At 39.4% G+C, this 13,305-nt stretch carries 10 protein-coding genes, 4 tRNA genes and 1 pseudogene; 5 read left to right on the forward strand and 10 right to left on the reverse strand.

All coding sequences use genetic code 11. The features are described from left to right. Window positions 1–843, forward strand: a pseudogene (locus tag J655_RS15000) (hypothetical protein); the annotation flags it as partial. A 64-nt stretch (window positions 844–907) separates the two neighbouring features. Here the strand turns inward: J655_RS15000 and J655_RS15005 are convergent. The 5 genes from J655_RS15005 to J655_RS15025 form a co-directional block, all read right to left on the reverse strand. Continuing rightward, entirely contained in the window at window positions 908–1,501 is a 594-nt protein-coding gene (locus J655_RS15005) for an HAD-IB family hydrolase (RefSeq protein ID WP_032052620.1), read from the reverse strand. 106 nt (window positions 1,502–1,607) lie between these two features. Then, window positions 1,608–1,684: transfer RNA gene (locus J655_RS15010), tRNA-Arg, on the reverse strand. Window positions 1,685–1,723: 39 nt separating this feature from the next. Next, window positions 1,724–1,800: transfer RNA gene (locus J655_RS15015), tRNA-Arg, on the reverse strand. 39 nt (window positions 1,801–1,839) lie between these two features. Beyond that, window positions 1,840–1,916 (reverse strand) — tRNA-Arg (locus tag J655_RS15020). A gap of 10 nt (window positions 1,917–1,926) precedes the next feature. Further along, window positions 1,927–2,017, reverse strand: a tRNA-Ser gene (locus tag J655_RS15025). 261 nt (window positions 2,018–2,278) lie between these two features. Between J655_RS15025 and rnr the strand changes: the two genes are divergently transcribed. From rnr to J655_RS15045, 4 genes are all read left to right on the forward strand, one after another. Next, on the forward strand, window positions 2,279–4,696 hold the full coding sequence (gene rnr / locus J655_RS15030; RefSeq protein WP_017481664.1) for a ribonuclease R: 2,418 nt from the start codon (window positions 2,279–2,281) through the stop codon (window positions 4,694–4,696). A 135-nt stretch (window positions 4,697–4,831) separates the two neighbouring features. Then, window positions 4,832–6,886 (forward strand): M3 family metallopeptidase, encoded by a 2,055-nt coding sequence (locus J655_RS15035; RefSeq protein ID WP_032006492.1) that lies wholly within the window; start codon window positions 4,832–4,834, stop codon window positions 6,884–6,886. A 40-nt stretch (window positions 6,887–6,926) separates the two neighbouring features. Next, on the forward strand, window positions 6,927–7,136 hold the full coding sequence (locus J655_RS15040; RefSeq protein WP_005067296.1) for a YheV family putative zinc ribbon protein: 210 nt from the start codon (window positions 6,927–6,929) through the stop codon (window positions 7,134–7,136). A gap of 11 nt (window positions 7,137–7,147) precedes the next feature. Then, window positions 7,148–7,579, forward strand: coding sequence for a hypothetical protein (locus J655_RS15045; protein WP_005067294.1), 432 nt, complete (start codon window positions 7,148–7,150; stop codon window positions 7,577–7,579). Window positions 7,580–7,742: 163 nt separating this feature from the next. Here the strand turns inward: J655_RS15045 and J655_RS15050 are convergent, their stop codons facing one another. From J655_RS15050 to J655_RS15070, 5 genes are all read right to left on the reverse strand, one after another. Further along, window positions 7,743–9,938 (reverse strand): TRAP transporter large permease subunit, encoded by a 2,196-nt coding sequence (locus tag J655_RS15050; protein WP_005067292.1) that lies wholly within the window; start codon window positions 9,936–9,938, stop codon window positions 7,743–7,745. A gap of 179 nt (window positions 9,939–10,117) precedes the next feature. After that, a complete protein-coding gene (gene rrtA, locus J655_RS15055) occupies window positions 10,118–10,693 on the reverse strand; it encodes a rhombosortase (protein ID WP_005067290.1) in 576 nt (191 codons plus the stop codon). An 83-nt stretch (window positions 10,694–10,776) separates the two neighbouring features. Then, complete coding sequence (locus J655_RS15060; protein ID WP_005067288.1) at window positions 10,777–11,865, reverse strand: hypothetical protein; 1,089 nt, start codon at window positions 11,863–11,865, stop codon at window positions 10,777–10,779. Window positions 11,866–12,635: 770 nt separating this feature from the next. Continuing rightward, window positions 12,636–13,025: a hypothetical protein gene (locus tag J655_RS15065; RefSeq protein WP_005067287.1), complete on the reverse strand. Its 390-nt coding sequence runs from the start codon at window positions 13,023–13,025 to the stop codon at window positions 12,636–12,638. 6 nt (window positions 13,026–13,031) lie between these two features. Beyond that, on the reverse strand, window positions 13,032–13,289 hold the full coding sequence (locus tag J655_RS15070; protein ID WP_002117064.1) for a succinate dehydrogenase assembly factor 2: 258 nt from the start codon (window positions 13,287–13,289) through the stop codon (window positions 13,032–13,034). Window positions 13,290–13,305 lie beyond the last annotated feature (16 nt).

Genomic DNA, 13,305 nt, shown 5'->3' on the forward strand with positions numbered 1-13,305 from the left:
CTTGAAGTAATTACTGACATTATTGGCGGTGTAACTGGTGGCGTTGACGGTAACCCACTTGAAGTAATTACTGACATTATTGGCGGTGTAACTGGTGGTATCGGTGATGGAACCTCTCCAATCTCTCCAGTGATTGATGTTGTTCAAGGCGGTATTGATATCCTTCAGGGCGTAGAAAGCTTAAAAACTGAAATTATCAACACTGGCATTGATACAGTTGCAGATACAATTATCAGCATTCTTCCACAAGCAGAACATCCTGTTTCTGAACTTGCAGACCTCGGCACATTAACTTTCGAAACTTCTCGTGACACAGTAAATGGCACGCTTGAAGTCATTTCTGATCTAGTGGGTGGAGACATTCAAGGTGCTACTGAATCTGCTACCGGTATTCTCGATACGCTGATTACAAATGGCACAACTGCTACTGGCTTAGTAACAGAAATCATTGGTGGATTGACAGGAACTATTGGTGGGGTTACTGGTGGAGATAGCTCACTAGGCTTAGTCACTGATTTACTTGGCGGTTTAACTGGTAGCGTAGATGGTGATAGTCCTCTTGGCTTAGTGACCGACCTTCTAGGCGGCTTAACTGGTGGCGTTACTGGCGGTACAGACAACCCTATCGGCATCGTAACAGATATCGTGGGTAGCTTAACGGGCGGTGTGACTGGTGAAGGCGGATTAGATGTTATTTCTAATTTACTAGGTGGATTAACTGGTGGTAGCTTACTCGGTGGAGTAACGTCGACAGTATCAAGCGTAACTAATACAACGCATACTATCGTACCTACATCATTACTTACCGATAACTTCTTAGAAAACTCTTTCAATACTGTTTAATATAAGTCATTAAAATAAAGCCACTTATTACAAGTGGCTTTATTTATTAATATATCTTTAAATATTAATTCACTTCTTCCCATCTATAATATTTCTTATGCGCTAGCTCTAACATTGCATAATCATTAGGTGTATCACCATAAGCATAAATTGTAGAATACTGAGTTAAATCATATTTGTTTTTTATTCTATTTACTTTTTCTAAATAACCACAATCACCATTAATAAAATCACCTGTCAAAATACCATCACGTATTTCAAGTTGATTACATATAACTTCTAAATCTAAAGATTGGCACCAGCTTTCTAAATAAATACCTAATGATGCAGATACAACAACAATCCGATCACCTTGTTTTTTATGCCAAAGAATACGTTCCAAAGCATTTTGACGCACACAGGTAGGAAGGATATTTTTAGCAAACTCTTCCCCCATATATTTTAGGGAAGCCGCATCATAGCCCACGTATCCCACCTGACAGAGTTTAGTTCGAATAGTTTTATCGGTTACCCATCCAAGCTTATAACCCGCTATATAAGGTGCAAGTCGAATACCACCTAGTATTTGAGTTTTTTTATTTAAAGAAAATTTAAGGAATAGACTGAATGTATCGTTATGAGTGATCGTGCCATCAAAGTCAAATAAAGCTAAGTTCATTTATGATTATCTCTAATATAATTAAAAAGTTATAAATTTAGATTTTTTTAAAGTACTAAAAAACAGGCACAAAAAAACCGCTATAAAAGCGGTTAATTCTTCAAGTTGGTGCGCTCAGAGAGATTCGAACTCCCGACCCCTTAGTTCGTAGCCAAGTGCTCTATCCAGCTGAGCTATGAGCGCGTAACTTGTGTGCCTTTCAGCGATTCGTTCTATTTTACTTGGTGCGCTCAGAGAGATTCGAACTCCCGACCCCTTAGTTCGTAGCCAAGTGCTCTATCCAGCTGAGCTATGAGCGCGTAACTTGTGTGCCTTTCAGCGATTCGTTCTATTTTACTTGGTGCGCTCAGAGAGATTCGAACTCCCGACCCCTTAGTTCGTAGCCAAGTGCTCTATCCAGCTGAGCTATGAGCGCATTAAGTAAATGGCGGTGAGAGAGGGATTCGAACCCTCGATACCAGTAATAGGTATGCTTCCTTAGCAGGGAAGTGATTTCAGCCACTCACCCCCCTCACCGGAACGAGCCGCCATAATACAAACTAAAACCCTATTGTTCAAGTCATCATAGTGAAATTTTCTTATTTTTTAGTTCAATGAATTATTTTTTAAGCAATTTTCTCATTATTTTCGTCTTTTTCGATCAAACGCTTGTTAAGATAGATATTATTTCTTCATCAAAATACTGTAGTGCATAACACATTATTGCAAACCTAAACGTGCAGTTCGGGTCTGCATGACTTATGCTAAACTTATCTGCCAAGCGTGAAACCAAACGACATGACAAAAAACTGGGCTGACCCCGAAGCGAAAGCTGAAGCTGAACGTTATGACAATCCTATTCCAAGCCGTACTCTTATTTTAGATACATTGGAACAATTGCAGACACCGCAATCTCATGCAGAACTTGTCGATCATTTTAATATTCATGACCAAAAAAGTATTGAAGCACTCAGTCATCGCTTAAGTGCTATGGTTCGTGATGGTCAAATCATGAAAGACGGGTTTAAATTTCAGTTGGTGGCAGATCAACCGACCTATGAAGCAACTGTTTATATCAATAGTAAAGGTTTAGGCACAGCGCATATTGATGGTCAAAGTGACCTTTTACTTCCTGAACGTGAATTACGTTTAGTCTTTAACGGTGACCGAGTTAGAGTGCGACAGACTTCAGTTGATCGTAAAGGCAAACCTTGGGGATTTATCACAGAAGTTTTACAACATCGTGTTAAACAATTAATTGGTAAATTGTCGGTTCACGATGGTGAATATTTTATTCAGCCCAACAATCCAAATCAGCACCAACCTATTCCTTTAGAAAAAGAACTGGTAACGCATGCTGAAGCAAATGTTGGCGATATGCTACGTGTCGCAATAGATAGTTATCCGACTCGTGAAGAATTTGCGACGGCGCATATTATTCAGTCTATGGCCGACAAAGCTGATACAGAAATTATTATTCCGCAGACTATTCTTGAGTTTGGCTTACCTTACGAATTTCCAGATGAAGTTATAAAAGAAGCTGAAAGCTTTAAAGAACCATCTGCTCAAGACCGTGAAGGCCGCATTGATTTACGAGATTTAGCATTAGTTACGATCGATGGTGAAGATGCTCGAGATTTTGATGATGCGGTTTATGCAGAAAAACGTCCAGGTGGCGGTTATCGTGTAGTGGTCGCAATTGCTGATGTTAGCCATTATGTACGCTTAGACTCAGCCCTCAATGAAGAAGCTGAGGAACGTGGTACTTCGGTATACTTCCCGCATTTCGTATTACCGATGCTACCAGAGGCATTGTCAAATGGCTTATGCTCTCTAAACCCTCATGTAGACCGTTTATGTATGGTCTGTGACTTGAAACTCTCTCGTACAGGCCGTGTAACTGGTTACGATTTTTATCCATCAGTGATGCATTCAAAAGCGCGTTTGACCTATACACAGGTAGCACAATATTTTGACGGCGCAACAGATGCAATTCCAAAAGACCGTGATGTTCATAAATCGTTAAATACGCTTTTCCAGCTTTATCAGATTTTGAAAAATTTACGTGCTGATCGTCATGCAATGGAATTTGAAACCATTGAAACTTACATGACTTTTGATGAGCTAGGCGGGATTAAAGAAATTTTGCCACGTACACGTAATGAAGCACATAAACTTATTGAAGAGTGCATGTTACTTGCTAACGTTGCTGCGGCTGAATATGCATTAGAACATGATGTTCCAATGTTGTATCGCGTGCATGAAGCTCCAGAGTTTTCACGTATTCAGAAAGTAAAAGACTTTGTGAAATTACTGGGTCTACCCTTCCCTGACCAACCAACTCAAGCAGACTATCAAAGAGTAATTGAAGCAACTAAAGATCGTATTGATGCTCCTAGTATTCATGCCGTCTTATTACGCTCAATGATGCAAGCTTATTATGGCGCAAAAAATGCAGGGCACTATGGTTTGGCTTATGAAGCTTATACGCATTTCACTTCGCCAATTCGTCGTTACCCAGATTTATTATTACACCGTGCCATTAAAGCACATCTCAAACAAAAGCCTTATCCACTCTCTGGTGCTGCACTAGATGATGCAGGTGAACATTTCTCTCAAACAGAGCGCCGTGCTGATGAAGCTTCTCGTAGCGTAACAACTTGGTTGAAATGTCACTACATGCAGCAGCATCTAGGTGATGAATTCATTGGTATTGTAAGTGCGGTGACCGAATTCGGTTTATTCGTGACACTGAAAGATCTATATGTCGATGGCATGATTCATATTAGCCAACTCGGCGATGACTTCTTTATTTATGACCAAGCGAGCCAAAATCTAGTAGGTCAAAATCGTGGACAAGTCTTTGGTTTGGGCGATGAAGTTAAAATTCAGGTCGCTGGTGTCAATCTGGAAGAACGTAAAATTGACTTCAAGCTCATTAAGCAAGTTACCCATGCAGGCCGAGTAGTTCGTAGCCGTGCGCCGCGTACGACTAAAACTACTACGCAGGCGACTGAAGAAGTTTTCAGTAAACCAACTGTCAGTAGTGATGGTGAGCGACCTGTTCACAAAAAGAAAGAAAAAAGTAAGCCAAGTTCTTACACCAAAAAATCTGGTAAAAAAACCTCAGCAAAAGCCGAGACTAAATCAGAAAAGGTGAAGAAAAAATCTAAGCCTAAAAAGAAAAAGTCGAATGCAAAATCAAAGGCTGAATAGTGAGTAAATAATTATCACGTTTCAAAAATAAGTCTCCAATAGGAGGCTTATTTGTTTTTAAAAGGGGTTATTTTACACATTAAGCTTGATTTCCGACTTGAGAGGACCTACATCTAATACCATGTTTAAAAAATAATGTGGCTATTAGCAATGACTTTACAGCAAGCGACTTTACCAACTCCGCGTTTTGACCAAATTGAATTAGAAAATTTAAAACAAGACATTCAACAAGCGATCCAAGCAGGTCAGGAATTTTTAAATACTCTTACGGCTGCACCTACAGATGCAGCTCAGCAACTTGCCGTACTTGAGCAAGTCGATACGCTTGAAAATAATCTAAGTGAATCATGGGGCGTTTTATCGCATTTAAACGCTGTAATGAGCAATGCAGAAACGAGAGAAGTCTATCAATCTTTATTACCAGCATTAAGTGAATATTACACTCAGCTTGGTCAACACACGGCGCTTTATCAAACCTATCAACACATCCATGATGGTCAAGGTTATAGCTCTCTTAGCCCTGCACAGCAAAGTGCTATCCGTCTAGCTTTACGTGACTTTAAACTTTCAGGTGTAGCCTTAGAGGGTGAAGAGAAAAAACGTTATGCAGAGATTTCTGCGCGTCTTTCACAGCTTTCTTCTGATTTTTCAAACCACGTACTTGATGCAACACAAGCTTACTTTAAACCACTTACCGAAGATCAGCTAAAAGGTCTTCCAGAAAGTAATATTGAGTTATTAAAACAGTACGGCAAACAACGTGAACTTGACCAAGCTGTAGCAACCCTAGATTTCCCAGCATATTTTGCAATCATGACTTATGCAGATGACCGTGCATTGCGTGAAGAGCTTTATAGAGCTTATGTGACTCGCGCATCTGATCAGTCTGAACCAACTGAATTTGATAACAGCAAAATTATGGAAGAAATTTTGAGTCTTCGTCAGGAAATGGCGAAACTACTTGGTTTCAATAACTATGCTGAATATTCTCTTGCAAGCAAAATGGCACCGGACGTAAAAACAGTACATGAGTTTTTGGTTGACCTAGCAGAGCATGCGCGTGCTCCTGCGCTTCAAGAAGTTGCCGAACTTCAAGAAATTGCTAAACAAGATGGTGTTGATGAGCTTAAACCTTGGGATACAACTTACTATTCTGAAAAACTTAAACAACAACAATTCAACTTATCTCAAGAAGCATTAAAACCTTATTTCCCTGCACCTAAAGTTATTCAGGGATTATTCCAGATTGTGCAGCGTCTATACGGCATTAACATTATTGAAAGACAAGCACCTGTCTGGCATCCAGATGCACGTTATTTTGAATTAGAAGACCAAGGTCAAGTGATTGGTGGCTTCTTCTTTGACATCTATGCACGTACAGGCAAACGTGGTGGCGCATGGATGAATGGCTTCCGCTCGCGCATGCAAACACTTCATGGCTTACAAAAACCAATTTGCTATATGGTGTGTAACTTTACTCCTCCAGTAGGTGACCAACCTGCTTTATTGACTCATGACGAAGTGATTACTTTGTTCCATGAGTTCGGACATGGTTTACATCATATGTTGACCGAAGTAGATAATATCTCGGTTGCAGGAACTCATGGTGTTGCTTGGGATGCAGTAGAATTACCAAGCCAGTTTATGGAATTCTGGTCATGGGATAAAGAAAGCCTAGATGTATTAAGTGAACACATCGATAGTAAACAGACTTTGCCACAAGAATTACTAGATGCTTTATTAAATGCTCGATTCTTCCAATCTGGTATGCAAACTTTACGTCAGCTTGAATTTGCATTATTTGACTTGACCATTCACACCAAAACGCCAGCCCTTAACAGTGAGCAAATTCAGCAAACCTTAGACGATATTCGTAAGCAATATGCGGTCGTTCCTACTGTCGACTACAACCGTTTCCAACATAGTTTTAGTCATATTTTTGCTGGCGGTTATGCCGCAGGTTATTACTCTTACAAATGGGCAGAAGTCTTAGCGAGCGATGCATTTGATCGTTTTGAAAATGAAGGCATTTTTAACACTCAAACGGGTAAAGAATTCCGTCAGGCAATTCTAGCTGTGGGTGGAAAAGACACTGCGCTTGAGGCATTTGTGAATTTCCGTGGACGCGAGCCTAAAATTGACGCATTGTTACGTCATCAAGGTTGGACGAATGACAACAAAACCGCTTAAACTATGGGCCTAAATTGATCGTGTGGTTAGGGTGATAAAGATGAAAAAACGTTTCATTGCTGGGGCAAAATGTCCAAAATGTGAAGCCATAGATCGGATTATCATGCTAACCACCGCAGAAGACGAATGGATTGAATGTATCGAATGCGGTTATAGCGAAAATCGTCCGACTCATGTTGATGAGCCTGAAACACCTGCTGAACCGGATGAAATTGGGGTAATACAGTTCAAGCCACGTCGTCCCGACTAAAGGTCTTAAACATGCCACTACAAAGAAAACAAAACTCAAAATTATTATGGATTTTAATTGGGGGCTTAAGCATTCTCGTAGTGCTTTTTTTTGCAGCGCAATGGTTTTTTAAAAAAACCGAGTCGTCAGCACCACTGGTTGATCCACAACCTGTCTCGACTCCTGCTCCTGCTAAACCGAAACCAGCTGAGCCATTACCAAGTTCTGAACCCTTAGCTGAAAATGCAAGCTCTCAGCAACTTGTCAGTGAAAATGTGCTTAAAGAGCCTGTCCCAGCACAAGAGTCTTTAGCAAAAGAAGAAGTATCTAAACTTGAAGATATTCATCGGCAGCTAAAAGATCAGGAAGCCACCTTAAAAGCTCAGCATGCAGATGCGGATCAACTAACTAAACTCAAAGAAGAACAAGTTAAATTGCTTGAAGCTCAGCTTAAACAGCAATAGTTTTTCAATGAACTCTTAAAAAAAGCTAAAGCTGTACATCTTTAGCTTTTTTAGCCGGATTTAAATAATTCTAATCATCTTGTTCTAAATTTACTCAATCTACTTATTAAAAAAGCCCTCCATTTAGGAAGGCTTTTTTGTATAACCAATACTTTGATTTAAGTTATTTATACCAATCGAATAACTTAAATACATATGGCACATAAGTCACTAATACCAATGATGAGAACAAGACAATAATTGGTAGCAACCAGCGCTCATAACGGAAGTAGAAGCTTGTATATTTCTCTTTCGCTTCAGCATCAGCAGCATTCACTTCATCATCTCCGACGGACAACCGCGTAAGTAGATGGTTCAAGGCAACTGGTGGTGTTACGTAACCAAATTCGAATGCAACCAACACAATCATCCAGAAATGAATTGGATGGATACCATTTTCGTATGCTACAGGTGCAATAGTTGCAGCAACTAAAATTACAGCACCAAATGGATCTGTACACATACCAATAATGGCAAGTAATAGCGCAATACATGCAAGTGAAATGTAAATACTGCCCAAATGAGTCGGTAATAATTCGACCACTTCAGAGCGTTCAATTAAACCACCTACACTTGCAGACAATGCCATCAAGATAATTAAAGCACCGATATGACCTACAGTTTCTGAGGTCGCAAATCGAAGTGCTCCACCAAAACCAAGACGGTATTGAGAGCTATGCGGATCATGTGCACGCAAGAATGGTGATTTTTGTTCGTGTTCACGAACAATCGCTTCATGAATATTGATTGCAGGCGCTTCTTTGGTCGCAACCAATTTGTCGTACAAGATCATTGCGATCAGAACTAATGGCAAAATTACTGGTGCAGTAAACTCGTTCATTCCTGTATCTAATGCATATTTATAGATCGCAAGAACAACAGCAGTGATCAGAATGTATGGAATTACAGGTACAAAGGCACGCATCATGCCCGGAATCGCAACTTTTGGTGAATTCACACGGAATTTTTCTTCAGCTAAAAGTAGTGAAACACCCAAGAAAATAAATGCAGTTAACCAAAATACATAAATACCATGCCCAAATAGCTCATCCGACGTAACATGACGGCTATCAAGCATTGCAATTAAAACGACCAGTAGACATGGACGTACAACTACCCCTAAAGAACCTGACATTGCAGACACAGCCAAAGCATATTGACGGCGAGCACCCGCATTCCAGACTTCTTTATAAATAATTGCACCTGCTGCGATAACGAAAATACCTGATGCACCTGTATAAGCTGTTGGTACAGCAGCAGCAATTAGAATTAACCAAGTTAAGGTTTCTGGTGCCAAGTTCCATGGACGAAGCACATTAAGGAACAAGTCCATAACGCGTGTTTGAGTTAAAAGCATACCTGCCCAAATAAACAAGGCAAGGTTTAAGAAGATACCCGAGAACTCAACCAATAAACCAAGGTAAATACCTTGCCCCATTGGGTAATCCATAAAGAACGTAAATACGATGCCTGTAATTAACGCCATGTAAGCATATAGAGGCACCGATAGTAAGGCTAAACCTATATTACCGCCTTCACGTTTTGGTGGAGGTGAAACAAATAATTGATACAAACTAATTAAAGTCAGAACAACAAATAGAATCATCCACATCCAGTAAATCGTTACTGTTTCATAGGTAGGTGTTACCCCAGAATTTATGACGGAACGATACTGACTAATGACAGAGGTACTAAGTAGTGCATTACCAATCAACATAAACAGGGAATATACTTTGTAATCTATTTTTGTTGCCGGATTACGCAAACCAATATGGTGATATTTCAACGATGCAGTAATCGCAGAAATCAAAACCATAAAGACCAGTAAAATGGCACGGTTCTCTGTACCAAATTTAAAAATACCGAAGAAACCTGTCTCGATAGCACGGTAAGTACGTACCCCTGGGTTAGCTTCGATATATTTAATAGTTTTATCATACGCCTGATATTTTTCATCACATTGTTGCTTTGCTGCGAGTAGTGATGCACGGACATCACTTTCCGATGCTGCACCAAAGAAACTCGCGAAATCATCAGACGCGTTCGCTTTCATTTGTTCTTTTACTTGAGCCTCGATATTTGGATGTCGATCACAAGTTGGCTTTTCAGGCTCAGCACGCAAAAAAGAATATTGCATACCTGTAGCAGGGTCGCCATAAAGACGTTCCCCGATACGTAATAATTGTCCGTGGATCATTTCCCCGGTACCAATAATTAGCGTCATTAATAGCAGAATGAGGATGACGAATGTTGAGATCCATTCGTTCCAGATATAACCCAGCAGACCTAATCCAGATCTTTTTTCTTGATGTTCTTGCATAAATATTCCAATTTTGTTCTCTCAAATCCCTAAAAAATAAGGACTTGAGTCATGCAATTTTTCTTGGTCAGGGGTTAAATCCATCCCCCTTCTACCAATCCCTTTATTCAACGATCAAATTTGCATCAAACTTTGTTAATAAAGAATGACTAAAATCTCTTTTTTAACAGTTTGTATTGTCAATGTTTCTTTTTTAATCTCTGGAAAATCCAATAACATCCTCCAAAGATTGCTCCACCAATTGCCCCATATAGATGAGCTTCAGTTAAAACTGGACTCCCTATTAGTTGAGCAGTTCCTGTTTGTCCAAAAGTGTTTTCCCATATGAGTTTGGCAATAATTAACCCTAAAACCAGCAAAGCAAAATTTCGCTCTTTACGATATTGCAGATAGACCAAAGCAACCGCTGTATATAGTCCATGTAAGACACCAGACAGACCTGCGTAAGCTTCGATATAAGGTAAATAAAAGTAGAACACCAAACTAATAAAGGGTGGCAACAGCAAAAGTAGACTTAGAAGATGCCATGCTTTTGTATGTGGAAAAATAAAGGGTAAACAAGCGAATGCCATCATATTTAAAAGGAAATGAACCCATCCAACATGTACCCAATGTGCAGTCCACAAACGCCAGAATTCGCCAAGTAAACTTTCGCGCCAATAAATAAAAGTATCAGGAAACACCTGTAGACATGCAGATATGGAAATGCACACTGCGACCAAAAGCACTTTACTATTCAGTACATGATCCTTCATGGCACACTCCTTGAAATTAAACTTCTTACAATTATTGTAGAACTTAACAATAGACTCGCAAGAAGTTAGTCTTTCAAATATTCTTACTGCGCTGCTGGTGGAGCAGATGAATCCGCAGGAACCTCTGAAGCGGCGCCCCCATCAAACAACTCATCTAGCTCTGCTGCACCTTCATTTTTATCATCCCAGAAATGAGACATACCATCATCTCCGGTACGTACACCAGTATGCTCAGTCCAGTAACGGTCAGAGATACCACGTACAATAAGACCAGCCATACTATCGATTAACTTAAAGTTCGGATTGACAGGTTTGTCATCAGCTTGTGATGCTGCATAGGTTCTTAATGCATCACGGATTTTTGCATCATCGCCGCTTGCTTGAGCAGCTACAGCATATAAGGCATGAGATAGGCGAACACCTTTTTTCTCACCAATCTGAATTGACTGTTTTAAAGTTTGGTACGGATCAGGTTTCCCTTCATCAGCACCTGGCAATAAAGTCCAGATAACAGCACGCGTTGCGTTAGGTGCGCCCCAGAATTTTTCATTATCTAGACAAACCATGCCACGCTCTACAATAGCAGCGATATCTTTAGGAACATTGACTGCACCGCCTGAGTTAATATCGTTGGTCACAGCCTGAAGACCACTGATCATGCCAAGTAAATAAACAGTTTGATCAGTATCATTACGCATCGTTGGGCAAGAGTCACCTAAGTGATATTTATATTTAGATTCCCAACGATCAGCAAATAACTTATAGCCTGTATACTGACGTTCAGCTGCAATTGCTGCCCAACGCTTCTGTGCAATACGTGCATCTTGGGCTTCTGTCACTTGACCTGCTTTTGAAGCACGTAAATAACGCAGTTCTTGTTCTAAAGCTTGATTTTCCGCACATACACCTGATGCTGCATACATTAATACTGCAACACGTGTCGGATCTGCACCCATCCCTTTGGTAGACATGATTGCAGGCGTTAACGCACTACCGGTATTACATACCATTTCAGCATCTTGCATTGCCAAAATAGGTGGAACGACGTGCTTTTCCGTAAAACCTAGAGCAACATTTGCTCCGGTTTTCACGACGTATGAACAACCTGATAAAACTGAAGCTGCAAGAAAACTCACCGCCAAACCTTGGCTTATTTTTTGGACTTTAGACATCTTCCTGTCCTCTATGTAATTTGTTTTTTCCTTTTCAGATGTACATTAGCAGATGCATATCTTGAATAAAAGAGTAATTACTCTAATTGTAGCGCTTATACTTTGACACACTTCACAGCAGATAAAATTGACAGTTTTTCGAGGAAACAGAAATTTTAGGCAAAAAAAAGTAGCATTGCGACGGTTCAGCACATGCTACTTATTAACTGGGATAAGCTTTTAACGGCTTATATTATTTTTGTTCTATATAATCCTTAAGTAAAGTTCCTGCTCTTCCTACTACTACAGCCATAACAACTGCAATTAACAGAAACATCCACATTGAAATCTCCATGAGAGACCTCCTTACTACAATCGCACCCAGTTATAAACTGGACACTTGATGAAATTAATCGATTAACCAACTTTAATAATTGACTGATCGACGACCTTGCATCCTCTGTCTCTTAACCTTGTTAAAACTAACTTTGTTAAGATGTTCCCTGAGTAAAGTTCCTGCTCTTCCTATCACCACTGCCAGAATTATGGCAATGACCAAGAACGACCATGTTGGCATCTCCATTTTGAGACCTCCGACACACTTTACGTTGGTGTTTGTACTTTAACCGATCAAATAGCTACCCATAGGTGAAATTGTCAGACAATTGTCTTTCCTTGGCTTTTTTCTATATTTTAATTAGACAATCCAAAGTTTAATGAAGAAAAAAATTATTAAGTTTTTGTTTTTTATAATTTTTAAATAAATATACAATTGTAGAATTGTCTAACAATTAATAGAGTTTTTCTAAAACTTTTAATCTTTTCCACTGCTGAATAGGAAGCTGATCGAACCAAACAATAGCTATGTTCGTAGGAGTTTCTTCAAGATAAATAACCACAAATAACTGATAATCAATTATTTTAGTAATTTCCCCACGGTAAATTTCTTTTTTCGAAAAATATGCAACCGACCATAATTTTTGATCTAAATATTCAATTTGAGATATTTGAGCTTGCTTTAGAAAGAAAATAAAACCAATAAATAGAAGAATGACAGCACATAGCCACCATATCGGCGTTAATAACTGATAAAGCAAAATTGCTAAACCCAAACCAACAAAAAGCTGAAATATTACCGAGACACGGCTATATTTCAGCTCAAAATTTAATTCTTTTATCAAAACAGTTTAGCCATGCACATACTGTTTTAGTTTATAAATAAATTCACGTAACTCAGTACGTGGAGGTTCAGAAACTTCCATGAACCAATCTAATAAATCTGGATCTTCTTGATCAACCAACTCTGCAAATAATGCTTTTTCAGCCGGATCAGCTTTTAAATAATAATTTTTTACATACGGGTCAAAATAGACGTCAATTTCTTTTAAGCCGCGGCGTGCTCGATAAATTACTTTACGTTCTTCCAAGGTCATTTCGTCAGACATTTACGTCCCCATCTGC

The organism is Acinetobacter sp. 1294243, assembly GCF_000588015.1.
Lineage (GTDB): Bacteria > Pseudomonadota > Gammaproteobacteria > Pseudomonadales > Moraxellaceae > Acinetobacter > Acinetobacter pittii.